General features: G+C 66.6%; 19 protein-coding genes. 9 read left to right on the top strand and 10 right to left on the bottom strand.

Features of this window, described 5'->3' with window-relative positions; genetic code table 11:
- From ACYVIO_RS10725 to ACYVIO_RS10715, 3 genes are read left to right on the top strand one after another with little or no spacing between them, the layout of a single operon-like run.
- Positions 1–912 (top strand): ABC transporter ATP-binding protein, encoded by a 912-nt coding sequence (locus ACYVIO_RS10725; RefSeq protein ID WP_460650524.1) that lies wholly within the window; start codon positions 1–3, stop codon positions 910–912.
- Positions 909–1,760 carry an ABC transporter permease gene (locus ACYVIO_RS10720; RefSeq protein WP_460650523.1) on the top strand — a complete coding sequence of 284 codons (852 nt, stop codon included), beginning with the start codon at positions 909–911 and terminating at the stop codon, positions 1,758–1,760. The genes ACYVIO_RS10725 and ACYVIO_RS10720 overlap by 4 nt, the downstream gene beginning before the upstream one ends.
- A gap of 32 nt (positions 1,761–1,792) precedes the next feature.
- On the top strand, positions 1,793–2,773 hold the full coding sequence (locus ACYVIO_RS10715; RefSeq protein ID WP_460650522.1) for an ABC transporter substrate-binding protein: 981 nt from the start codon (positions 1,793–1,795) through the stop codon (positions 2,771–2,773).
- A 50-nt stretch (positions 2,774–2,823) separates the two neighbouring features.
- Here ACYVIO_RS10715 and ACYVIO_RS10710 read toward each other — a convergent pair whose 3' ends face one another.
- Positions 2,824–4,662, bottom strand: coding sequence for a ricin-type beta-trefoil lectin domain protein (locus ACYVIO_RS10710; RefSeq protein ID WP_460650521.1), 1,839 nt, complete (start codon positions 4,660–4,662; stop codon positions 2,824–2,826).
- Positions 4,663–4,810: 148 nt separating this feature from the next.
- Here ACYVIO_RS10710 and ACYVIO_RS10705 point away from each other — a divergent pair, with 148 nt between their 5' ends.
- Positions 4,811–5,863: a LacI family DNA-binding transcriptional regulator gene (locus tag ACYVIO_RS10705; RefSeq protein ID WP_460650520.1), complete on the top strand. Its 1,053-nt coding sequence runs from the start codon at positions 4,811–4,813 to the stop codon at positions 5,861–5,863.
- On the opposite strand, the gene ACYVIO_RS10700 is transcribed toward ACYVIO_RS10705, so the two are convergent.
- The 4 genes from ACYVIO_RS10700 to ACYVIO_RS10685 all read right to left on the bottom strand — a co-directional run bounded on the left by ACYVIO_RS10700 (position 5,850) and on the right by ACYVIO_RS10685 (position 10,399).
- Complete coding sequence (locus ACYVIO_RS10700) at positions 5,850–8,102, bottom strand: ATP-binding protein (protein WP_460650519.1); 2,253 nt, start codon at positions 8,100–8,102, stop codon at positions 5,850–5,852. The genes ACYVIO_RS10705 and ACYVIO_RS10700 overlap by 14 nt on opposite strands.
- Positions 8,103–8,195: 93 nt before the next feature.
- Positions 8,196–9,179, bottom strand: coding sequence for an alpha/beta hydrolase (locus tag ACYVIO_RS10695; RefSeq protein ID WP_460650518.1), 984 nt, complete (start codon positions 9,177–9,179; stop codon positions 8,196–8,198).
- Positions 9,180–9,313: 134 nt separating this feature from the next.
- The gene (locus ACYVIO_RS10690; protein WP_460650517.1) at positions 9,314–9,610 is read right to left on the bottom strand and encodes a hypothetical protein; all 297 of its coding nucleotides are present in this window, start codon (positions 9,608–9,610) and stop codon (positions 9,314–9,316) included.
- Positions 9,611–9,742: 132 nt separating this feature from the next.
- Positions 9,743–10,399: a hypothetical protein gene (locus ACYVIO_RS10685; RefSeq protein WP_460650516.1), complete on the bottom strand. Its 657-nt coding sequence runs from the start codon at positions 10,397–10,399 to the stop codon at positions 9,743–9,745.
- A 130-nt stretch (positions 10,400–10,529) separates the two neighbouring features.
- Here ACYVIO_RS10685 and ACYVIO_RS10680 point away from each other — a divergent pair, with 130 nt between their 5' ends.
- A complete protein-coding gene (locus ACYVIO_RS10680; RefSeq protein ID WP_460650515.1) occupies positions 10,530–11,060 on the top strand; it encodes a DinB family protein in 531 nt (176 codons plus the stop codon).
- Between the two features lie 410 nt (positions 11,061–11,470).
- Here the strand turns inward: ACYVIO_RS10680 and ACYVIO_RS10675 are convergent, their stop codons facing one another.
- Genes ACYVIO_RS10675 through ACYVIO_RS10665 form a run of 3 tightly spaced genes read right to left on the bottom strand, consistent with a single transcriptional unit; the run spans position 11,471 to position 19,508 of the window.
- A complete protein-coding gene (locus ACYVIO_RS10675; protein ID WP_460650514.1) occupies positions 11,471–16,408 on the bottom strand; it encodes an FtsK/SpoIIIE domain-containing protein in 4,938 nt (1,645 codons plus the stop codon).
- The gene (locus ACYVIO_RS10670; protein ID WP_460650513.1) at positions 16,405–17,721 is read right to left on the bottom strand and encodes a hypothetical protein; all 1,317 of its coding nucleotides are present in this window, start codon (positions 17,719–17,721) and stop codon (positions 16,405–16,407) included. Before ACYVIO_RS10670 ends, ACYVIO_RS10675 begins: the two co-directional genes overlap by 4 nt.
- 32 nt (positions 17,722–17,753) lie before the next feature.
- Entirely contained in the window at positions 17,754–19,508 is a 1,755-nt protein-coding gene (locus ACYVIO_RS10665; RefSeq protein ID WP_460650512.1) for an ATP-binding protein, read from the bottom strand.
- A gap of 94 nt (positions 19,509–19,602) precedes the next feature.
- On the opposite strand from ACYVIO_RS10665, the gene ACYVIO_RS10660 reads away from it, so the two are divergent.
- Positions 19,603–20,079, top strand: a complete 477-nt coding sequence (locus ACYVIO_RS10660) for a very short patch repair endonuclease (protein ID WP_460650511.1) — start codon at positions 19,603–19,605, stop codon at positions 20,077–20,079.
- A gap of 18 nt (positions 20,080–20,097) precedes the next feature.
- On the opposite strand, the gene ACYVIO_RS10655 is transcribed toward ACYVIO_RS10660, so the two are convergent.
- Positions 20,098–20,493 (bottom strand): VOC family protein, encoded by a 396-nt coding sequence (locus ACYVIO_RS10655; RefSeq protein WP_460650510.1) that lies wholly within the window; start codon positions 20,491–20,493, stop codon positions 20,098–20,100.
- 474 nt (positions 20,494–20,967) lie between these two features.
- On the opposite strand from ACYVIO_RS10655, the gene ACYVIO_RS10650 reads away from it, so the two are divergent.
- The 3 genes from ACYVIO_RS10650 to ACYVIO_RS10640 are packed head-to-tail and all read left to right on the top strand — an operon-like array spanning position 20,968 to position 23,848.
- Positions 20,968–22,062 (top strand): HesA/MoeB/ThiF family protein, encoded by a 1,095-nt coding sequence (locus tag ACYVIO_RS10650; protein WP_460650509.1) that lies wholly within the window; start codon positions 20,968–20,970, stop codon positions 22,060–22,062.
- Complete coding sequence (locus ACYVIO_RS10645) at positions 22,059–23,273, top strand: hypothetical protein (RefSeq protein ID WP_460650508.1); 1,215 nt, start codon at positions 22,059–22,061, stop codon at positions 23,271–23,273. The genes ACYVIO_RS10650 and ACYVIO_RS10645 overlap by 4 nt, the downstream gene beginning before the upstream one ends.
- The gene (locus ACYVIO_RS10640) at positions 23,270–23,848 is read left to right on the top strand and encodes a DUF3105 domain-containing protein (RefSeq protein WP_460650507.1); all 579 of its coding nucleotides are present in this window, start codon (positions 23,270–23,272) and stop codon (positions 23,846–23,848) included. Before ACYVIO_RS10645 ends, ACYVIO_RS10640 begins: the two co-directional genes overlap by 4 nt.
- Here the strand turns inward: ACYVIO_RS10640 and ACYVIO_RS10635 are convergent.
- On the bottom strand, positions 23,838–24,248 hold the full coding sequence (locus tag ACYVIO_RS10635) for a VOC family protein (protein WP_460650506.1): 411 nt from the start codon (positions 24,246–24,248) through the stop codon (positions 23,838–23,840). The genes ACYVIO_RS10640 and ACYVIO_RS10635 overlap by 11 nt on opposite strands.
- Positions 24,249–24,289: the final 41 nt, after the last annotated feature.

Genomic DNA, 24,289 nt, shown 5'->3' with positions numbered 1-24,289 from the left:
GTGGGCACCGAGCTCGCGGCGCAGTGCTCGGGATTGCGGAAGCGGTACGGCAAGCGCACGGCCGTCGACGATGTGTCGCTGGAAGTCTGCCGCGGGGAGATCGTCGGACTGCTCGGGCCGAACGGCGCCGGCAAAACCACGGTCATCAAGATGCTGCTCGGCCTGGTCCAGCCGGATGCGGGCCAGGCGCAACTGCTCGGTCGCCCGGCTCACGAGCCGGCTGCTCGGGAACGCGTCGGCTACCTGCCGGAGCTCTTCCGCTACCAGCCCTGGCTGAGCGCGGCGGAAGTCCTGACCCTGCACGTCAGGCTCGCGCGCGCCGACGTATCCAAAGCCGACCAGCAGAAATGCCTCGAACTCGTGGGCCTTGGGCAACGGTCGAAGGATCGCGTCGGCGGCTTCTCCAAGGGCATGCAGCAACGACTCGGTCTCGCGGTCGCGCTCGTCGCCCGGCCGGAGTTCGTGATCCTCGACGAACCGACCAGCGCGCTCGACCCGCTCGGCCGCGCCGACGTCCGCGACATCGTCCTCGAGCTGAAGTCGCGCAACGTCGCCGTACTGCTCAACTCGCACCTGATCGGCGAGGTCGAGCGCGTCTGCGACCGGGTGGTCATCCTCGACCACGGCACGGTCGCCGCCGCGGGCTCGCTCGCCGAGCTGCTCGGCCAACGCGAGCTGAAGCTCCACCTGACCGACGTCACGCCCGCGGCCTCGCAGCGGCTGGCCGAAACCACCGTCCTCGACCGGTCCGGCGACTGGATCACCGTCGCCCTTCCGGCCGACGACGACGCCACCGTCCCCACGCTGGTCAGCGACCTGGCAGCCCTGGGCGTCAAGATCCACGCCGTCGAACCGGGCCGCATCACCCTGGAAGAACGTCTCCTCGGCATCCTGCGCAAGGCGGACCAATGACCACAGTCCTGACGATCACCGCCCTGACCCTGCGTGAAGCCTCGCGGCGTCGCGTACTGCTTGCCCTGGGCATCCTTACGGTGCTGCTGCTCGCGTTGTCCGGCTGGGGATTCTCCCGCCTGGCCGCGGAGTCCGGCGGCAACCTCACCTCGGGCGAGGCGCGGCTGACGGCGTCGATCCTGCTCAACCTGGTGATGTTCGGCTTCAGCCTGATCGCGGCGCTGGGCACCGCGTTCCTCACCGGCCCCACGCTGGCCGGCGAGACCGAGTCCGGCATCGCGCTGACCGTACTCGCCCGGCCCGTACGCCGGTCCGCCTTCCTCCTCGGCAAATGGCTCGGCCTGGTGGTCTTCGGCAGCGGCTTCGTCGTACTGGCCGGTCTGGCGCAGTGTCTGGTAGTCCTCGCCACGACCGGCTACTGGCCACCCAACCCCGCCGGAGCGCTGGCTCTCCTCGCCGCTCAGACGACAGTCCTGCTGACGTTGGCGATGCTCCTGTCCACCGCCGTGTCCCCACTGGCGTCCGGAGTAGTTGCCGTAGGCCTCTTCGGCACGACGTGGGTCGCGGGCGTGGTCGGCGGCATCGGCGCCTCGCTCGGCAACGACGCGATCGCCCGCATCGGCACGCTCTCCCGCATCTTCCTGCCGACCGACGGCCTCTGGCGCGGCGCGATGCACGCCTTTCAGGACCCATCGGCCCTCGGCGAGTTCACCGCCGACGAAGGCGCCAACGCCTTCCCGTTCCTCGGCCCCGCCTCCCTCTCCCCCGCCTACCTCGCCTGGGTGGTCCTGTGGGTCGCCATGCTCTGGTGCCTCGCCGCCCTGTCCTTCAACCGGAAGGATCTCTGACGTGGAAGTTAGGTATTGCTAACCTTACCTGCATGTCTTCTCTCCCTCGGCGGTTGACCGCCGTACTGGCTGTCCTTCTGCTGGCCGTCGTCGCTGGTTGCAGCAACGACGACGGCACGGCCGGTGACGCCCCGACCGGAGCGGGCTGGCCGGTCACTGTCGAGCACAAGTTCGGCTCCACCTCGATCCCGGCCAAGCCGCAGCGGATCGTGACGGCCGGCTGGAACGACCAGGACTTCGTGCTCGCCCTCGGCGAAGTGCCGGTGAGCACGCGGGAGTGGTTCGAGGAGTACCCGAACTACCCGTGGGTGAAGGCCGTCGTCGGCGACAAGCCCCCGACAACATTCTCGGCCGAGCTCGACTTCGAGGCGATCGCCCAGCAGCGGCCCGACCTGATCCTGGCGATCTACGAGACGATCGACAAAGCGACGTACGACAAACTCAGCGCGATCGCGCCGACCGTCGTCCAGTCCGAGCAGTACGACGACGAGCAGACTCCGTGGGACGTCCAGACCCTGACCGTCGGCAAGGCGCTGGGCAAGCCGGCCGAGGCCCAGGCCCTGGTGGACAAGGTGAACGCGAAGCTGGACGAGGCGAAGAAGGCCCATCCCGAGTTCGCCGGCAAGGTGCTGGTGGAGGACTTCGGCCCCGAGAACGGTCAGCACTATCTGCTGCCCGCGAAGGATCCGCGCCGGGCGTTGTTCGACGCTCTCGGCTTCGCCGCCCAGCAGGAGAAGGCCGAGATCAGCGACGAACGAGTCGACCTGCTCGACCGGGACGTGCTCTTCATCAACGGCGCGACAAAGGCGGCGATGCTGAAGCGCCCGGTCTTCGGTCGCCTGGACGTGGTGAAGACCGACCGCACGCTGTACACGACCTTCAAGACTCCGCTGTCCGGCGCGCTGGCCTACAGCGGTCCGAACGCGCTGCTCTACGCGCTGGACGTCCTGGTTCCCCAACTGGCCAACGCCCTCGACAACAACCCGGCCACGCCGGTCGCCGACCTTTCCTGACAACGCGGCGGCCCCGGGGTTCCGGGACCGCCGCTCTTCGTCGTACGGGCTCAGGCCGGTGTTGTCCAGCGTTGGTTGGCGGCGCCGGTGCAGGTCCAGATCTGGAGTTTTGCGCCGTCGGTGGCCGTTGCGCCGCGGACGTCCAGACACTTGCCGCTGCCAACGTTTACCAGGGTGCCGTTCGAGACTGTCCAGCGTTGGTTCGGACCAGCGAAGCAGTCCCACAGTTGCACCGTTGTGCCGTCGGCGGTGCCGTTGCCGGTCACGTCGAGGCACTTGCCGAGACCGCGGACCGTGCCGTCGCTACCGACGGTCCAGCGCTGATTGGGGCCCGAGGTGCAGGTCCACAGCTGGGGCTGGTTGCCGTTCGCGGTCGAGCCGTCGGTGACGTCGAGGCACTTGCCGCCCAGACCGGTGATCGCGCCGGTGCCGCCGGTCGGCGGGTTTCCGCCACCCGAACCCGGCCAGGTGAAGGTCGCCATCGCACCGGCGGGCAGTTGGTAGCCGAACGTTTGGCCGCCGAAGGAGACCTGGAAGTTCTGGGTGCCGCCGCTGTTGATCGCGACCAGGGCGATGGTGCCGTCGGGGTTGCGGAAGGCAACGTTCTGGATCCCGCCCTCGCCGTACCCGGTGGACTCGACCCGGACCGCGCCCGGGCGGACGAACTTGCTCAGGTGGCCTAGCACGTAGTACTCGGCGTTGTACGCCAGGTTGTTGCCGTCGACCGTCGCGACGCCGGTGCAGTTGCCGCAGCTGCCGATGACCGGACCGTTGGCATTGTTCAGCGCCAGGTTCCACGTCGCCACGCTGCGGGCCCAGTTCCGGGTCGTCCCGACGGCCAGGTTGATGCCCTGCCAGCGCAGCGAGTCGCGGAAGGTCGCGGCGTCGTCACTGGACTTCGTACCGGAGCACTCGGTGAAGAAGATCTCCTTGTTCGGCTGGGCGTTGTGGACCGTCGACTGACCCGACGGATTGCCGCCGTAGCAGTGCCACGCCGATCCGACGACGTTGTTCCCGGCGCTGTTGTTGACCGTCTGCGCGTACGACGTGTCGTCCCAGTTGTGGTCGTACCCGAGCAGCCGCGCGTCGAGCCCGGCCGAGCGCAGCTTCGGGACCAGGTTGTTGATGATGGTGCTCTGCTGGCCCGCGGTCATCAGCATCCCGGGGTAGCCGGGCGGGGAGAACTTCGGCTCGTTCTGCACGCTCAGGTAGTCGATCGGTACGCCGGCCGCCTGGTAGGCCTGGGTGAACTTGACCAGGTAGTCGGCGTACACGCCGATCCGGCTGTCGCTCAGCGATCCACCGATCAGGTTGTTGTTGTCCTTCATCCAGGCCGGAGCGCTCCACGGCGTGGCCATCACCGAGATCTCCGGGTTCAGCGAGAGCGCCTGCTTGACCAGCGGCAGGATGTACGACTGGTCGTGCGCGATCGAGAAGCGCGACAGGCTGGGGTCGGCCGCGCCGTCGTTGTAGGTGTAGAAGTTGCGGGAGAAGTCGGTGGAGCCGATCGGCTGGCGCAGGAAGCTCAGGCCGATCCCGTTGCCGCGGTCGAACAGCGCGTTCATGACCTCGTTGCGGCGGGACGAGTTGAAGATGTTCCATGCTGCGGCGTCGGTGAAAGAGGCACCGAAGCCGACCATCGACTGGTACGTCGTGTTCGGGTTGACCGAGATCGTCGGGCCGCTGCCGCCGCCCGAGCCGAAGCTGACGTCGGCCTGCCGGCCGAGCAGGCTCGACTTGTTCGGGGTGGTCAGCCAGACCGCGACGTTCGGGGCGGCCGAGGCGGTCTGGACCGGGACCGTGAGGCAGGCGGCTGTTACCGCGACGGCCGCTGCCAGCACGGTGCCGCGCCGACGTCGAGGGACTCGTGATTTCCAGGGTGAGGACATGACTCTCCTACGGGGGCGGGCGATCACCACGAGGACCCGTGGCGATCTGAGGTGTCATGGACTGCAAGAACTGAAACATGCTGCAAATTCTGTTCCATAGTGAAACAGCAGCTCCGTGACGGCGTCAACAGTCCGTTAGACTGCGCCGATGAGCGGGTCGCGGGGGCGTCGAGGCACGGCGATGGTCGAACGGCAGCCCCGGGCCACCCTGCGCGACATCGCCGCGGAGACCGGGGTGTCGATCGCCACCGTCTCGCGCGTGCTGAACGACCGCGTGAACGTCGCCCCCAGGACCCGTGATCTGGTGCTGCAAGCCGTGGCGCGGCACAACGCGGCCGGCGACGAACCGGCGGAGAACCTGGGCGCGGTGTACGTCCGCTGCCCGTACCTGCTGACCGACTACTTCGGCCTGATCGTGTCGTCGATCGCGGAGACGCTCGCCCTGCACGGACGCCGCCTGGTGCTCGACGCCGGCGAGTCCGGCCAGGACAACGACGTACTCGGCGGATTGCCGGACCAGGACGGCATCGACGGCGCGATCCTCATCCTTCCGCCGGAGTCGGCGCGCGATCTGGTCGGTTTGTCGCGCTCGGGCTTTCCGTTCGTCGTCGTCGATCCACGCCAGCCCTTGCCGCCGGACATCGCAGCGGTCTCGGCCGCGCACGCCTCCGGCGCCAACACCGTCGTCGCCCACCTCACCGGCCTGGGCCACCGCGACATCGCAGTGATCGCCGGCCCGGAGGAATGGCTGGCCACAGACGCCCGAATGGTCGGCCACCGGGCAGCGCTGGCCGCCGCCCAAACCCTGCTGCCGCCGGACCGGATCCGTTACGTCCATCCCACCATCGAGGACGGGCGGGAGGCAGCCGGTGAACTGCTCGACCAGCACCCCCGACCGACCGCCGTCGTCTGCTTCAACGACAAAGTTGCTGTAGGCACCTATCACGCCGCCCGCGAACGCGGCCTGGCCGTCCCCGGCGACCTGTCGGTCACCGGCTTCGACGACATCGACCTGAGCGGCGCGATCGACCCACCTCTCACCACCGTCCGCCAGCCCCTGCAGGAAATGGGCCGGATCGCCGTCACCCAACTGATGCGAGTCCTCGACGGCCACCGCCCCGAGGCCCTGCACCTCGAGCTCGCCACCCAACTGATCATCCGCGGCTCAACCGCGGAACCCCCGGCGCTTAAGGGCCTCTGAGCGCGGTCAACCAGCTGGCGATCTGACTGCGAGACCTGAAGCCGAGCTTGTCGAGAATGTGGACGACGTGCGACTCCGCTGTCCGCCGGCCGATCACCAGGCGGAGCGCGATGTCCTTGTTGGACAGGCCTTCCGCGACCAGCTCGGCGACCTCGTACTCGCGCTCACTGAGCGGCCCACGAGCCCGTACGACGGCCGCCGGCTTCGGCTCCGGCTCCGCGACCCTGCCGAGGGCGTAGGTGACGGCCTGGTCGAACTCGCTCGACGCGGCAATCCCGCGCCCACGCGCAGCGGCGTACCGATCAGGGCCTAGAGCAACCAGTACGTCGCGCTCGCACGTCTCGTGCGCGTCGGACATCAGCAGCGAGCCCAGCATCGACCGCCCGCCGATCATCGGCCAGAGCTTCTGGGTCACGCCGAGGAGCTCCGCCGCCCGTTCGAACCGGCCGCGGGCCGCGGTGGTCCAGCAGAGCAGCTCCATCCAGGTCACCGCGCCTGCGACGTCATTGAAGAGCTGCGCCAGGCGGATCCCTTCGGTCAGATGCGCGGCGGCGTCGTCGTACCGGCTCAGCATCCACTCGCTGAGCGCGGTCGCGAAGAGCAGCGAGCTGCGGGCGTACTGCTCGCCGGACTCGTCGCAGAGCTCCAGCCCACGGGTCGCGATCGCCAGGCCCTCCTCCGGGTGACCGAGCCAGATCTCCGCCTGCGCGAGCGCGGAGTGCAGCTGGCGGACGAAACTGCTCGATGGGCCGATGATGCTCGGCAGCGTCGCGAGCGCCTCGCGGAACAGCGGGACCGACTTCTCCAGCTCGCCGGTCAGGAAGTAGTACGAGCCGATCAGGAACACCGTGTGCGCGAGCAGGTCCTGGTCGTCGTTCTCCTGGGCCCAGGCCTCGGCCTCGCGGGCGTAGGAGTAGGTGGTCGACGCGTATCCGAGCAGACTGAGCGCGTACGACGTGACGCCGAGCACCAACGCTCGGTCCCGGCTCGGTTCGGGGTTCAGGTCGAGGGCTTGCTCGAGCCATTGCCGGCCTTTGGCGGCGTGGCCGCAGAACAGCCAGTGGAAGTGCAGGGACGCGGCGAGCCGGAGTCCGGCCTCGCGCTCGTCGGGCGTACTAAGGCTGAACTCCAGGGCCGATCGGAGGTTCGCGTGCTCGGCGTGGGCCTCGCTCTGCACCTCGAGCTGGCGGACGCCGAGGCGCCAGTCGTCTCTCCACCGCTCGGCTCGTTGGAGGTAGTGGTCGCGATGCCTTCGCCGTACGGCGTCGCCGCTCTTGAGCTTGCTTGCGCCGTACTGGCGAAGGGTCTCCAGCAGGTGGAAGCGCGTCCCACTCTCGGACTGGACGATCGACTTGTCGACCAACCCGGCCAACCGGTCCAGTACGCCGTCCGGTTGGTCGGACACTGCTTCCGCAGCCGTGAGGTCGAAGCCTCCGGCAAAGACCGACAACCTTGCCCAGAGCTCCTGTTCCTCCGGACTGCAGAGGTCGTAGCTCCAGGCAACAGTTGCCTCGAGCGTCTGCTGGCGGGAGTCCCTCGTACTTCGACCACGGTTGAGCAGCGAGAACCGGTCGTCGAGCCGGGCCAGCAGGCCGTCGAGCGCGAGCACCCGCAGCCAGGCCGCGGCCAGCTCGACCGCGAGCGGGATCCCGTCCAACTGTCGGCAGATCTGGACGATCCGGGAACAGTTGTCTTCGTCAACGCGAAAGTCGGGTGCGACGGCAACGGCCCGATCGGCGAAGAGCTTGACGACGTCCTCGGCCTGGTCGTCCACGGGCATCGGCGGTACGGCGTACAGGTGCTCGCCCTCGACGCCGAGAACGTGACGACTGGTCGCGAGTACACGGATCCCGGGCGCGGCCCGGAGCAACCGGCCGACGAGCGCCGCACACGCAGGGACCAGGTGCTCGCAGTTGTCGAGGACGAGCAGGAGGCTGCGGTCCTGGAGGAACCGCGCCAGCTCGGCGGCCGGGTCGTCGGTGTCGCGCAGCCCGAACGACGCGCTGACGGTTCTCGGCACCAGCTCCGGATCGTCGACGGAGGCCAGCTCGACGAACCAGACGCTGTCGGGGAACGTACGGCGTACTTGCGCCGCAAGCCGGAGCGCCAGGCGCGTCTTGCCGACCCCGCCCGCACCGGTCAGCGTCAGCAACCGGCCGGTGGCGAGCAGGGCGCGGGTGTCGGCGAGCTCGCGTCGGCGTCCGACGAAGCTGGTCAACTCGGCCGGCAACGTACCCATCAACCACCTCTACCGCGGGAGGAAGGCATCAGGGTGAAGATAGGCCAAACCTGACGGGACCGCTACGGCGATCGAACGACCCCGTCGCTGGTACTACGCCTCCAGGTAGTGCTTCAGGTCGGCCGCCGCGTGCCGGAACTCGGCCCGCGTCGACGGCAGGTCGCGGATCGGGTTGAGCAACGCCATGTCGTGGATCTGGCCGACGTACATCACCGACACGACATCGACGCCGGCCTCGTCGAGCTTGTGCCCGTACGCCTGGCCCTCGTCGCGGAGGATGTCGTTGCCCGAGGTGTGGATGATCGCCGGCGGCAGCCCGCGCAGCTGATCGGGCCGCGCCCGCAGCGGCGCGGCGTACGGGTTGTGCCGGGTCGCCTCGTCGGGCGCGTAGGTGTCCCAGCCGTACTGCATGAACGCCTGCGGCAGGAACCGGCCCTCGGCGAACTCCTTGTACGACTCGGTGTCGAGCTGCGCGTCGGTCGCCGGGTAGAGCAGCAGCTGCACCTTGATCGCCGGGCCGTCGTGGTCGCGCGCGTAGAGCGTGAGCGCGGCACTCAGGTTGCCGCCGACGCTGTTCCCCGCGACCGCGATCCTCGACGCGTCGAGCCTCGCCTCCGCGCCCTCCTGCGCGATCCACCGCAGCGCGGCGTAACACTCCTCGAGCTGCCGCGGAAACACCGCGTCCGGGATCGGCGTGTACTCCACGAACACCACGGCGTACCCGGTCTCCACCACCAGATCCCGCGTCAGCCGCTGATGGTTGCCGAAGTCCCCCGCGATCCACACCCCGCCGTGCAGGAACAAGATCACCGGCAACGTTTCTTTACTGCCCTCCGGCCGCTGGATGCAGACCTTCACCCTCACCCCGTCGACCTCGACGTCCCGCTCCTCGACCTCCACCCCACCCAGATCCACGTCCACACTCGCCTGCAACCCCGCCAAGGTCCCCCGCACCTGCTCCCCCGGCAACAACCAGTACGGCGAGGAGTCCTTGTTCACCTCCGCCAGGAACTCCCGAACCCGCCGCTCGATCCGCAGATCCGTCGCAGCATCCGGCACGTCGTACGACTCACTCATCTGACTCTCCTGCTTCACGAGGGGCTGAGACCATCGAGTCCAGCAGCCCCCGCCACACGCCAGCATCCGTCAAAACACCGACCTCTGACAGCCCGCCGGCCCGCCGCCTCCGAGAGGCCGCGGGCCGGCGTTGGTCAGTTGACGTACAGGTCCCAGACGCCCGGGGAGTAGAGCTCGCAGTACCAGGCCGTCCAGGTCCAGCCCCCGCCTTGCCCCTTGCGACCTCGGCCGTCGCAGCCTGCCTTGGTTGTGTACGACGCATAGAACCGCCACGCCAACTCGACCGACGGTGCAGCAGTGGTGGTCTGTACCGGGGCAGCGCGAGCCGCCGGGGCCGGGGGCTGCCCGGCAGCACTCGCGGTTCCGGCCGCACCGCCTGTCACCATGGCGCCGGCCATCACCGCGACCAACAGCGAACGTCTGATCTCCACGATTCGACTCCTCTGTCTCGAAGGCTGTCCCCGCAGCCAAACAGAGCCCACTTTCAAATCACTGTCGCTGCCGGCAGAGCGCGGCAAACCGGCGTACCGGCTGGTGATCCTCTGCAGGTCAGTTCACTGCACTCACTTGAGCCTGTGGGCTTCAACGGCCGGGTAGATGCCGGTGGGGTAGACGAAGACGCGCTGGACCGAGGTGATCGGTTGGCTGGTGGCGAGGATCGCGGTTCCTTTGGCGCCGGGGTGCAGGTAGAAGTGGCTGTTGTTGGAGAGTTCGATCCCCCGGTTGTACTTCGCGGCGTCGTCGGCGAAGGCGTTCCGCCAGCGGTCGACGTAGTCGGCGATCGAGGTTGCTTCGATCTGCTGACCGGCAGCCGTGACGACGACGACCTTGTACAGGTTGGCGCTGTCGTCGGACTGGTTGTCGACCTGAGCGATCAAGTAGGTGACCGCAGCCGCCTTCGCGAGCCGGCGGTAGTCGCCGTACTTCTGCAGGCGGGGATCCAGTCGGTCGGCGGGGATCTGGATCGTGCCGGTCACTCCGTCATGCGTGAAGGTGTAGACGCCAGGACCGCTCGCGGACACACTGCGCGCGGGTGGAACGGCCGTCGTGGTGACCACCACAGGTGGTGGCGTCTCAGTGATGACCACAGGAGCCGGGGCGGCCGTCGTACTGACCGCGGGCGCGCTCGCAGGCGCGTTGACGACGCAGCCGGTGCACACCCCTAGTACCGCAACAGCCATCACGTACGCCGTACGCCGGTCTGTTCTCTTGTCCCCCACAACGCCCCCTGGCGACGCGTGTCAGCGTCTACCGGCCTATCGGCGGAAAGTGCTCTTGCGTTACCCCTCTCCTCCGCGACTTTGAAGAAAGTGTTTGATCCTCGGCCCTGTCCGTCGGCAGACTGCGGCGATGGATTGGAACGCGCAGATTCGTCAGCAGGTCGAGACCCACTGGACGAGCCAGCTGCGTCCGCGGTTGGTGGGTCTGGGTGACGACGAGTACTTCTGGGAGCCGGTGCCGGACGCCTGGAACCTGCGGCCTGATGGCGATCGATTCGTGGCGGACTTTGCTGTGCCGCCGCCTGAGCCGGCGCCCGTTACGACCATCTCCTGGCGGATCGGGCATTTGGTTGTGGTGCTGCTCGGTATGCGCGCGATGCCGCAGTTTGGTGGGGAGCCGGTTGACTTCGCCAGTTTCCCGTACGCCGGTACGGCGGCCGAGGCGCTCATGCAACTGGACGACGCCTACGCCGCGTGGATGGACGGCGTACGGCGGCTTGGTGTCGACGGGCTGACCGAGGACACCGCGACTGAAGGCTGGCCCGTGGTCGCGATCGTGCTGCATGTCCAGCGGGAGCTGCTTCACCACGGCGCCGAGATCGCGCTGCTGCGCGACCTCTACCGGGCTCAGTCCCCGAGCTCCTCGAAGAGCGTCAGCTGAATCCCGCTACCCGACTGTTCGCCCGCGGGTTCCACCGCGGAGTTAAGCATCAGCGACAGAGTAGGAGTCCGCGGCCGAGTACTACTCCGCCGATTCCCTCGTTACCTGACCGTCGCCTCCGAACTCGATATCACCTTGAGAAGCTTCAGCTACGCCGAGGACTCAAGGCGATCCGGCACAAGCCCGAAGATCTGACCGAGTAGGTGCCCACGTCAACCAGTCACGACGTCGCGGAGCGACCCCACACGGCCGGGACAAGCGATCTGGCCGGCATCCCTCTGAGAGCTCCGGCAATGGACGGGTCGCCGAACCAACAGTCGAGCCCCCTTGACCGATCACCTGGACATCCCGAATCACTCGTTGCCGGGCGGAGCGGAGGTGGCTCGCTAGGGTCGCGCTCCACTGCAACGTCACTCGTCCACCCATGCGACTTGAAGGCGTTGGACGCCTCGAGCGGTCCGCAGGAACGCGTCGCCTTGTCCTGCGAGAGCCTCTGCTCCGATCTCGTCCATGATGATCCGGCTGTCCGTCGAGGTCTTCACCCGGAGGGCGAGCTGGGCCGGCAGGTTCGACCGGATAGTTGTCGAAACGACGTCTGCGCTCGGCCGCTGGGTGGCAGCGATGATGTGTATTCCTGCCGCTCGGGCCTTGGCGGCGAGGCGCTTGAGCAACGCCTCGATCTGTGTCTTGTCGGAAGGGTCGCTCGTAAGGTCTGCGTACTCGTCGAGAACTATCACGATCCAGGGACGTCGCTCTTCAGGTCCGACTCCGCTGTTGAAGTCTACGAGGCTCCGGGCGCGGACCGGCCGCATCGCCTGATACCTGGACTCCATCTCCTCGACCGCGGTTTCGAGAATATCGATCGCGTCCTGCGAGTGAACCCCGATCGTGCCGTCCACATGGGGATCGTCCTCGAAGTCGAGGAGTTCTGTCCCCTTCGGATCCACGAGACGCAGGCGTACAGCGTCTGCTGGATAGCGACAGAGTCCGTGCAGGATGGTCTCCAGGGCGACCGATTTGCCACTACCCGTCGTTCCAGCCACCAGAAGGTGTGGTGAGTCTGCGGACGAGAACTCGATCGACACCAGCTGCCCGGCGATGTCGACTCCGATGGGAGCGACCAGTCTGCTGACGTCCACCGGACTGCGCTGCCACAGATCACGGGCGAGAACGGGGTAGCGCTCCTCGGGTGACTTCGGCACCTCGAACACGACGTTTCCACGATCGAGAGACGAACGGATCTGAAGTCCAGCGGGGAGCTGGAGCGCCAGAGCGATCTCACTGACGCGATTGACGATCCGATCAACAGTGACGCCCGTTTTCGGGGCGACACGGAGGACGTAGAAACCCGGCCCTTCGATCCATGGATCGTTGGCCGCCGGCACAACCGAAACGTTGTGCTGATCGAGGACATCCAGCAACCGCTCGTACCGACTCCGGAGCTCGTCTGATCCCAGGCCCCCTTCAGGACTCGATACCAGGGTTGCTGTCGACGCGTCCTCTTCAGGAGCTGATGGCGACGGCTGCGATGTGGACGGCGTCGCCGTCACAGCGCTCTTTCCGGATCGGCCGCCTTCTCGTGGAACGGTCGCCTCGGCCGATACGGCGACTTCGGCGCTCGAGACCGCTGTCGGCTCCTCGCTGCGAGTGATGCCGTCGATCGCTCTAAGAAGCTCCGGGCGATTGAGCCGAAGCAGAAGATGGCTGCCCAGCTCGCTCGTTGCCGGAGCTGGATCCGCGGTTCCAGCTGCGATGGCGATCGCCACGCCACGAACATCAGCGAGTCTGAGCTCACCACTGCGGATCGAACCCATGATGGTCGCCGCGACCGACTGCCTTCCCTGCTCGTGCAGGGAGCGTGCCGGTAGCTCGGCAGCCGAGAGGCTCAATGCACTGGTTCGTTCGATGGCCGCCGCGAGCTCCTGCATCCAGAAGTCGCGATCGTCTGGACGAGCGTCGCCGGAGTCGAACGCCGCCCGACACAGGGCGATCGTACGATCCAGCTGCTGCTCAGCGGTGCCGGCGTCGAACACCTGACGAAACTTCGACTCTACGACCAGTACGTCGAGCCGAACGGTGTCGTCCTCCTCGATCGTGAACACGAAGCGGCCGAGGTCAGCCCGCGTTCGCTGCACTCGTCCGAACCAGTCCTGCAGCTCGTCGAAACTCAACCAGACCACGAGGTGGGGTCGCTCCGAAACGACTGGCGCCAGACCTTCGACCGCCCAGCGACTGGCGACGAGACCGACGATCTCGTTCGCGGCGCTCCCTAGACCGAGTGCACGCAGAACCGCTCCCGGAACCACGTTGCGGCCGACCTCGTAGAGCCGCTGAGCGATGGGAGCCACCGTGCTCGGCGTGGCGATATTCATCTCGAGCAATTTGCGACTGAGCCGACTGGCGACGAACCTGCGCCCGGTCCCCGAGCTCACGATCAACGTATAGGCCTCGTTCTTGCCGACGCCCGGCCTGACCAAGATGACGTCCGGCTTGTCCTCGAGCGCGTCGATCTGGTCTCGCCCGATGAAGGCGTCGAGAGTTACGACCCAGTGTGCGACTCGATGGAGATCGACGAAGAGACGCTGTCGCTGGTCGAAGCGAACCTGCATCTCGAAATAGTCGGTGTTCGACTCCTGTTGAGGAGCGACAGCCGAATGCGCGTCGTGGCGAACACAGAGCGTTGACCAGGTCTCCAGGACAGGATCCCGTTGCGAGGGCAGCATGGCTCGTACGACGTTTTGACTCGACTCCTGAAGGTCGTGGCTCGACCGATGCAGCAGCGGGTTGTAAGCGCCCGCCAGCCCGGCGTTCGCTTCTCTGGTCTTGGCGTTGAGCGTGGTCCGCGTACCGAACAGAGCTGGCGCCAACACGAGGTCGATGCGGTCTTCGAACTCGTCGAGCTGTGCGTCCGAATCGGGCGTCCAGTGTTGCAGGATCAGCTGAACATCGGGGAAAAGACGCTCGTCCGCGAGTTCCTCGTCGCCGAACTCGCGATCGAACGCCTGCACTACGTCGTGGTGGTTGCGTCGGTCTGTGAGTACGACCAGCTCCAGCCGGACACTGGAAACCCGCGCCCGCAGGCGACGAGCCAGCCGAACGGGTAACTGCGTGGTGCCGTCACGATCCAGAAGTAGGAGCGCGAGGCCGTCTCGCTTGTGAGGATATGTGTCGAGGTAGGACGCGACAACCTTCACCAACTCGTCGACGGCAGCGTCGTCGACCGCTGCCAACCAGTCGCGGCCATGTGCGGCTCGACCTCTGATCGGCGTGTACTCCTCATGGAATCCGGACTCACGCACGGAGATCGCGACGGTTTCGTCTTCCCCGACGACCAACGGAGGTGTGCCGTGCGGCGAGATCCGCTGAATCCATTCGAAGAAGAGTTCTGTGTTCTCGTCGTTCAGCTTCAAGCCGTTGGTCATCGCACGAACGAGGAGCTGCGTCATCTGCTGCAAGTGCCGGGTCAGCCACCGAAGTCGTAGTGGGTGGATCCCGAGCATGACGAGTCGGTCGCCCGCCAGCTGCACGACGTCAGTGAGAACGACCCCGGCCAGGTCTTGGTTCGGTGAGTTCGCCGGGACCAACGTCGTTCGTGCTTCGTTGATGATCGGCTCCCAGGCCGTCACGTACTCGTCGAGCAAATCCGCGTCGATCCCGTCCCGCCAATTCGCAACGTGGTCACGGCGTAGAGCCGCCAAGCGCGTCGAGATCGGACTGTCACTCTCCTCCAGCTCCGCCATCCCCCAGTCCCTCGGGAGTTGGAAACGCTCGAAGAACTCCTCGAAGCCGACGTCGAAACGTTGGCCGGGCTGGAACGCCACACCGCTGAGCATCGCACCGAACCCGAGCAGGCCCGGCGCACCAAGCGGCTCCCAGCGAAACCGCCGCACGCCCGCACCTTTCACTGCGACAGCCAGGCGAAGTCCACCCCAGGCGTCGGAGACGTCGAGATCCTCTTCGGAACCATCGTTCTCAGGGCGCTCCAGGTCGAAAAGGCAGGGATCCACACTGAGTCGAAGGCGAGTGGCTTCCGTCAGTTCTTGCACCCGCGCAAGCGTCCGGCCGTAGAGGAACGCGAAGAGCCACCGCGACCAGGGGGCCGCATCGGCGATGCCGTCCAGCTTCAGTTCCACCACGTGTTCGTCGCCGTCGTCGAGCACGTGAATCTCGTGCAGGAGGGCGCGGAGTGGGTCAGGGGCCAGCTGTGCGTCCGGAAAGGCGACTTTCTGGACGCGTCGGCGGAGTTTCGCCGAGATCAGATCGACCAGAGGTGCCGAACCGTCCGGAGGCTCGGCTCGGACGAACCGTTCCGCCGCTACCTGGTCACTCTCGTTGAGCCCAGGCTCGACCTCGAGATCGTCGAACTCGGCGACCCGTTCGGAGGCGTTCCGACCGATGTCCTCGCGAACGAGCACGCCGAGACCTCTTTGATCCGGGGCTCTGTCGAACAGTTGCAGCCACAGCTGCAGCTCGACCTTTGCGCGAGCGTCCTGCCCAACTGGCGATACCTGACGGAGCAGAGCTCTCGCGCTGCTGACGGTCAACCCCAGAGAATCGAGCAGAGTCGCTGGCAAATCGACGCTCTCGATGCGCTCGCTGACGTCGTCGTCCGAGATGCCGGCGCCGCTCGGTTGCCGAGATTCGCTGACGTTCAGATTCTTCGTGAGTCGCGAGCGAGCGGTGCTCTGTTCGTCGAACAGTGCCGAATCCGGGAAGAGGCCGAGCTCGGACAGGCTCCCTCCTGCCGCTCGGCTGATCACGTCGGGTGTGCGCAGCGAGGCTCTGTTGACCGACTCGCAGGTCTGCAAGACGTAGGCGGCCCAGCGCCTCAGCGACAAGCGGTCCGTAGGAGCGATGGCATCGCGTACCTCTGTGAGAACCGTCTGAAGACGAGCCGACGGCTCACCTTCTCCACCCGCCATAGTCCACGCGGTCCTTGTCACTGCCCCGAAGACCTCGTCGGTGTCGTCTCGATCCGGAGCGTTCAGAAGACTGACATCGTCCAGCCTGGTGATAGCTGCGAGCCCCTCCTGATCGCTCTGAACGTCCCAGTCGAAGAGCACGATCGCCGGAACGCTCTGATTGCGCCAGAACGTCAGCGTCTGTCCCTCGCGGAGGAGAACGTCTTCGGGGAGGCCGTCGGTCGGTAGACGCGTGCCGACTTTGACGACCAAATCGCTCGGCGGCGACTCGGGCCCTCGGAGGTGACGAACTGCAGCCAGTACTTCGGGATGACCAAAACCTGTCACGCGTAATGCTGGACGGCCCGAGTTTCTGCGTCGATCGAGCAGACGTTTCGCGGTGATCGCCACCACCGTCCCGACGAGTTCGTGAACCGCGCGGCTCATCGCTGATCTCCATGAACGATGCTGGTTGCGTCGGAGTAGTGCGTCAGCAGTCCGGTTGCGCGAAGACGTGCTTTGAAGGCGTCGGCGTTGACCTCGAACACACCAGCATCGATCGATTCCGTGAGCTGTGCCGAGTTCGCTGTGCGGTCGTCGAGAACCAGGCCCAACTCGACGTGGAGCCGAGCGCAGAACGTGTAGAACTCTTCGTCACGGCCATGAGGCACGAGCGCAGCCACCAGCGCCTCGAGCAACGGTGCTTTGAACGTGAAATGCCTCCGCCCGACAGTCGAGTTCAATGCGCCCACTGCTGCCAGGGTCTCGGAGAAGAAGGCCCGCGGGGATCTCGTGAAGTTGGCGTTCGGTCGAACGTACTTCTCCCATCGTGCTGCCTCCTCCACGTCTCCTCCGTCAATCGCCACCGCGAGTTTTTCGGAAGCTCGATTCGTGAGACAGGTGGCGATCTGGCTACGGAACTCGTCCAGCTGCTCCTGCGACCGACGGCGGAGAGGATTGGCGTCACGGGTCATGTCCAGCAAGATCGCCTCTCTCTCCAACCCGAGCCGGTGGCGAGCCAGGTGAAGTTCGTGACGCGCCAGACAGTATGGGGCCCAGTGCATAATTCCTTCGATCCGCTTGGCTCTCGGTGCACCCGTCCTTGTGACAATCGAGTGGATTCCGCTGCGGAGCAGCTCCGGCCACGGGCTCGTCGAGCCGAAAGTCTCCGTCTCACCTTCGGACGTGTCCGGCAACGGTGTCGGCCTGGCGAAATCGTGAGACTGCAAGGACGAGGCGACGCGCCCGAGCGACGTCTGACTGTCGGCGATCAGTTCCGTCAGCGCGCCCCGAGTGGCGGTCCGCCGCTCAGCATCGGCGTCCGTGCGAAGGGTGTAGTACGCCCAGCCGCCTCCGTCACGGAACACGTAGCGCTCGATCTGAGGGTTCCCCCGACGCATCGCGGCGTCGTAGTGGACGAGCTCTCCGACGAACGGGTAGAGGTGCGCCGCGAACCAACGTGGAGCTTTTCGTCGGCCCGGGATCTCCACCAGCAGCGACCCGAGCAGGGCCTCCAACGTCTGCATCGTGTCCGCCCCTTGGACAGCCACCGCCAGCTCCGCCTCGGACACTGAGTCGCCGACCGCGATACGTCGTGCCAGATCGTGGGAGTGGCGATCGTAGGTCACCGGCGCAGCATTCGGCGACAAGAGCTCGTCCGGGGAGTGACTGAGAACCCCACGGATGATCGCCAGCAGTTCGAGCGCCACGTAGAAGCCCCGACCTTGCTCTTGGAGATTGACTCCGAAGACGTCCTTCACGAGGTCCGCGCCTCCGCGATCGTGCGCGGCCATCATGCTCCCCCAGAGCGAATACGATCACCGACGTCGATGGTGAGTGAGCGACGCTCTCCGTTGACCAGGACGTCGATGTCGTCGGTACTCGAGCTGGTCGGCACGAGTTCTGCTAGCGCGCGGGTCAAGCTGCGCGTCTCCGCTTCGTACTGGCCACGGGTGGTCAGGCCGGCTGCCCACCGCCTCAACAACTCGAACCGCATCAGATCCAGCGCGATAGTGATCGTCTTGCGCGACCCCGAGACTTGGAGATAGACAGCCCTGCTCGACCAGTCGACAGCGATCGGAAGGCTGAGAACGCCCGGGCCCGCATCTCTCCAGTAAGCGAACTGAGACAGCACATCCACCTTGCGGCCGTGAATCCGCTCGGCGATCACGGCCGCTCGGTTGCGATGAGAGAAGAACGCTGGGTCGAGAACCAAGAAATCGGGTGGTTCGCCGGGCCGACGTACTCCTTGTGCCGCTTCCAGCCCTCGGAGGAGGCGGTCGCGGACCTCGACACTCGCCGTCGCTCCGGTGGCGATCGCGACGAACTCGCTGCCGGAGATCAAGCCCATGCGACGCAGGTGGGCGTCGCCGCTCTCGAAGTAGTCCAGACGACGGAGGTAGGCGACCAACGCCCTCATCATCTCCGACTCACGCTGCGCTTCGCGCCGCGATCGCGGGCCACGTCCGCCGTCGACGCGCGGTGGAAGAAACTGGCTCGTCGTATCGTCGGGATCCAGTGTGTCGTCGACCGCCCGCAGCGATACCGATCCCGGGTCGAGACGGCGCAGCGCCGCGAACGCCGGGACTTGGCGACGCTTCGAGACCGTCAGCCGGTCAGCGAAGAGTGCCTGGTGATACAGGTGCCGATACTGCCATTCGACACTCGACCGATCCTTGGTGTACCGCTTGTGAACATCTTCGCAGACCAGCCCTCCTGTGACCGCGTACGCGACGATGGCAAGCGCTTGACGCGTGGTGATCACGGTTCCCATCCGCTCGGCGGCGGCGAAGAGATTCCGGATTCCCTCTCGTCGCCGTACGCCGTGATCACCATCCGAGAGACTGCGGTGATTTGCGAGGATCGGACACGATTCTCGAGCGTCGCACCGCTGACAGGAACGCCAGCGCCGCCCGTCGGCGGACCACTCACGCGTCGCCCAGCCCACCAAGCCGTCCTTGCCGTCGGGAGCAGTCGACTGGAAGTTCAGGTTGATCACCTGAACACCGGGATCGGGGCCTGCGACGAGACCGAACTGAATGCCGTTGACCAGCGTATCGATGATGACCTGAGAACGGCCCGTGACGTCCGCGCTCACCGAGCTCCGAAGATGCCCCTCGTTCGCGCAGACGATCGCAATCGAATCGTCGACGGGCTCGACGAGGCGAGCCAGAAGTGGTGCGGCCTCTTCGCGCCCGACCTCGCTGAGATCCGTGAGGAGCCGGATGTCACGTCCCCCGACGGTCTTGGCGATCGGCTCGGCGCTGGTGTCGAGATCTCGGATGGTCTGGTGTGCCTCGACCGGGTCCCTCCCCAGCCGCTGCAGAAGGCGCGCGCAAAGGCTCGTCTTCCCGTGTCCCGCATCCCCGGTCAACACGATCAGGCGAACTTCCGGCCGCTCGATCAGATCAGTGAGAAACTCGAGCGCGACGGCCTCGAAATGAGGATCATTCGGATTGGTGTGCTCGTAGACCAGTTCGGCGCTGTCTGTCTGAAACGGCTGAAATCTCCGCAGTTTGGCAACGTGTTGATTGACCTCGAGCGTCATCGACGCCCCCCATCCCCTCGCCTACGAACCGGTGCGAACCTACCAGAGTGTTCCGGCCCTCGTAGCGACTCGATCATCGAACGTGTCGCCCTGCATGATGACGATTGTGGAATCGAACAACGTCGCCGGCACGAGCGAATCAGGTTCGGGGGATCCCGCACGTCGATGGGTCGCCACCGAGCGCGGACGACATCTCCGAGGGCGGTCTTCCAAAGACACCGTCCCGGAGCTGGAACTCCGTCGCGAGCTCCATCGCCGCGGCTTTCGGTTTCGATTGCACCGACGGCTCGCGCGAGGCTGCAATCCCGACCTCGTGCTGCCTCGGTACCGCCTAGCGATATGGGTGGATGGGTGCTTCTGGCATGGTCACAAAACCCACAAGTGGACCCCGCGGAACGGACCGAACGCCGACCTCTGGGCTCAGAAGATGAGCGCCAACCAGGCGAGGGATCGACGTGCCGTTCGCACTGCGGAAGAGCTGGGGTGGACCGCTCTGCGCGTGTGGGAGTGCGAGATCCGCGAGGCACCTGGAGCAGTTGCCGACCAAATAGCGAACCTCGTCCGCACGTGATCCACTCCAGCCTCCCGGCTAGCCGAGCTCCTCGAACAGCGTCAGCTGAATTCCGCCCGGTGTTTCGAGGCGGGCGTTGAGTGAGTTCCACGGCGTACGGGTCGGGGCCGCGATCAGCGAGGCGCCGGCCTCGGTCAACGTGTGGGTGGTGCCGGTGGCGTCGGTGACCTGCAGGGCGACGCGGAACTGGCCGGCGACGCGGCGGCCGACCTCGACGCGGTCGATGTACTCCGCGTGGTTCGGATCAGTGATCTCCAAGGTCGCCCGGCCGGCGCCGAGGATCGTGACGCTGCCTTCCTCGGAGGTGTAGGCCTCCTCGACCTCCAGGCCGAGGACGTCACGGTAGAAGGCGACCGTCTCGGCGTAGTCGGGGGCCGTGACGACCAGTCGCAGTTGCAGCACGTTGGCGTTCATTCCCCGATTCTGGACCCGCGCGGGGCGACCGGGTGGGAAATTGCCGACCCGGGACCTTTGCGTGCGGCAATGACCGGGGAAACCGCTGACGGACCGGCGCCGGGGGTGCGGGCCGGGCGCTCGATCCCTGCGTAGCAAAGGATTACCCGCAAGCAGGCATTTGAACGACCACAATGATGCGTTCGCTTGACAACGCTGCGTGAGAACCGGGCCTTGTGCGGCAGGGAAAAGCGGTGCTCTCATGACGACGGCAAACCGCCACTGCCAAATGGGAGGAACGATCATGGAGAAGAAGACCGACAAGCCCGAGCCGCGCAAGATCATGGTCCGGAAGCTGGAGAAGCTCGAGACCACCGCGATGATCATCTCGGACCCGGGCTGCCGCAACGAGCTCTGCGGCTAGTTCAGCCGGCACCGGGACGCGGGCTCATCACCCGCGCCCCGGTGCGCCCGGTCCTGGGGAGGGGGAGACGCGTGGAACGACCGAAGATCAAGGGGATCCACAAGCCGGTCCGGCTGACGCCGACGCTGGTGAACATCGGGGGCCGGCAGGTCGGGATCGGCGCCGAGATCGACGACGAGGACGGCGCCCTGTGGACGCTGCTCGGCCTGATGGACGGGACCCGTGACCGCACCGGGATCGTCGCCGAGCTGGTCGAGCGCACGACGCTGACCGCCGACGAGGCGGCCGACATGCTGGAGACGATCATCGCCGCCGGGTACGTCGAGGACGCGGCCGCGCCACCGCCGCCGGAGCTCGGCCCGGACGAGCTGGACCGCTACGACCGCGCCTTCAACTACTACGCCTGGGTCGACCTGACCCCACGTCCTTCCCGGTACGACGTACAGGCTCAGCTCAAGCGCAGCCGCGTCGTCGTACTGGGGCTTGGTGGCACCGGATCCGCCGTCGCGTCGTCGCTCGTAGCGGCCGGGGTCGGCTCCGTGCACTGCGTCGACTTCGACGTCGTCGAGGCCGGGAACCTCACCCGCCAGCTGCTCTACACCGAGGACGACCTCGGCCGCCCGAAGGTCCAGACCGCCGTCACTCGCCTCGGCGCGATCAACTCGCACGTCACGGTCACCGGCGAGGAGACGCGCGTCGAGAGCACCGACGACGTCGCCCGCCTGATGCGCGACCGCGACCTGCTGGTGCTCTGCGCCGACCAGCCGATGGACAAGATCCGCGACTGGACCAACGAGGCCGCGCTGCGCACGAACACTCCCTGGATGATTGCCCAGTACGCCGGTCCGATGGCCGTCGTCGGCCTGTTCGTCCCCGGCCAGACCTGCTGCCAAGCGTGCCTCCCGAGTGTCAAAGACCGGCTGGTCGACCAGCACGGCTTCGACCCTCAGGAGCTGTTCCCCTTCCAGGGCCACGCCGTCATCGCCCCGACCGCGAACCTCACCGGCCACCTCGCCGCACTCGACGCGATCTACCACCTCGGCGGCATCCCGCCGAGCACGCTGGGCCGGATGTTCCACCTCAGCCTGACCGACCTGACCTACCACTACGCCGTCCGCCCGACGCCCGGCGAGAAGTGCGGGACCTGCGGCTGGGTCGGCCAGTGAGCGAGGAAGTGACGACGCGGCCCGCCGGGCTCGCGAGCGACAGCCGGCTCGCCGTCGATCACCTGATCGTGCGCCGCGAGGACGAGGACGAGTACGTCGTCGGCGATCCCGCGACCGGCACGTTCGTCGTCGTACCGGAGATCGGTGCGCGGCTCGTTGAACTGTTCGCCCAGGGCCGGACCGTCGCCGAGGCCGGTGAGGAGCTCGAACGGGAGACCGGGGAAGCGATCGACGCGCTCGACTTCGCCGAGGTGCTGCTGGACGCGGGCATCGTCACGACCGAGCCGCGCGCGGCCGCCAAGCACTGGTCCGTGTCCCGCATCCAGGCCCGGCTCGTCCGGCCGCTCTTCACGCCGTTCGCGTGGGTCCTGTACGCCGGGTGCCTGGTCGGCGCGCTGGTGATGTTCGTCGTCGAGCCGTCCCTGCGGCCGACGTACGAGGACACCTTTATCTTCCCCGACATCGTGCTCAGCCTGCTGGTGACCAACCTGGTGGTCGTCGTCCTGACGATCGTGCACGAGATGTGGCACGCGTTCGCCGGTGCGGCCGTCGGGATCCCTTCACGGCTGCGCGTCGAACGCCGCGGGATCTTCCCCGTGCTGGAGACCGACCTCACCGGGCTGTGGGCGTTGCCGCCGGCCAAGCGGTACGGGCCGTTCCTGGCCGGGATGGCGATCGACAGCGTGATCCTGTTCGCCGCTGTTGCTCCGCGGTACGCCTGGTCGCGTGGGTGGATCGACCTGCCGCCGGGGCTGATCCGGCTGCTCGCGATGGTCGTGCTCAGCCAGATCGCCAAGCTCGCGTTCCAGACGCTCGCGTACCTGCGGACCGACATGTACTTGGTGATGGCAACGGCCACGGGCTGCGGCAACCTGCACCAGGTCACACGACTCTCGCTGAAGAAGCTGGTCCGGCGGCTCAAGCCCGACGAGCAGGTGATCCTGAGGGACGCCAGCCCGAAGGATCTCCGCGTCGCCCGCTGGTACCGGCTGCTCTACCTGACCGGTTTCACCTGGATGCTGTGGTTCGCGTGGCACTTCTTGTTGCCGAGCGCAAAGGTCACCTTCGGCTGGGCGTTCGGCGTACTGGTCGGCGCGCCGTTCGCGAGCCTGTACTGGTGGGAGGGCGTCGTGCTGCTGCTGTTCACCTCGATCAACGTGTTCCTGCCGTTGTGGGTCGTCGTCCGCAACCGCCGGCAGGCCGCCCGATGAAGACCACGAAGAAGCGCAAGTACGGCGTACTGGTCGGCATCCTCGTCACCACGCTGTCCGTGCTGACGATGTCGAGCTTTGCTTTCGGTGTGTTGCTCGGTCAGTTCGGTGACAAGCAGGCCCTGCCGTGCAACGAGGTGCCCGGTACGCCGCAGCCCTTCGAAGGCAACCGCCACATCGCCTACCAGGGTGCTCCCCACGATCCCTACAAAACGCTGCCGCCGACGTCGGGCCCGCACTCGCCACGCGTCGTCATCCCCGGCATCTACCGCTCCCCGATCACGCCCGAACTGCAGGTCCACATTCTCGAGCACGGCCACGTGCTGCTCCAGTACGCCGACGACGTCTCACCTGCCGACGTCGAACGCCTGGAGTCCATCGGCCGCCGGTACCCGCGCGACGTGGTCGTTGCCCCGTACCCCGCAATCGGCCACGGCATCGCGCTGACCGGCTGGCAACGCCTCCAACTCCTCGACGCCTTCGACCCCACCAAGGTCGAGGCTTTCGCCACCAAGGTCCCGACCCGCTACAACCACCAATGGCGCAACGGAGCCACGGACTGCGTCAGCGAATAGGGCGCCATGGGAGGTGTTGGAGGGTCCAGGTGTTGCCGTCGGGGTCGGCGAAGTAGGCGAACTGGACGCCTCGGACGTCTTCGACGGGGGCTACGTCGATGCCGTTGGCGATCAAGCGGTTGCGTTCGGCATCGATGTCCGCGACGACCAGGTGGAGGCCGCGCAACGAACCAGGTTCCATGTCGAGCTTCGGGAAGCCGGTGGAGAGTTTGATGGAGACGGACGAGCCGGGTGGGGTGAACTGCACGACCCGTACGCCGGGAGCCGGCTCGACGTCGACGTCGAGGGTGAAGCCGACCTGGTCGGCGTAGAACGCTTTGGCGCGGTCGAGGTCGCGGACCGGGACGGGGACGAGCTCGAACTGGAGGTAGCCGGGGGTGACCGGCGGATCGGTGGACATCGCGGAACTCCTTGAGGTGAAGGGAAAACAGGCGACGGGGC

The organism is Kribbella endophytica, from assembly GCF_054781295.1.
Note: the sequence above shows the minus strand (reverse complement) of the source record. Positions and strands in the feature narration are given on the sequence as shown.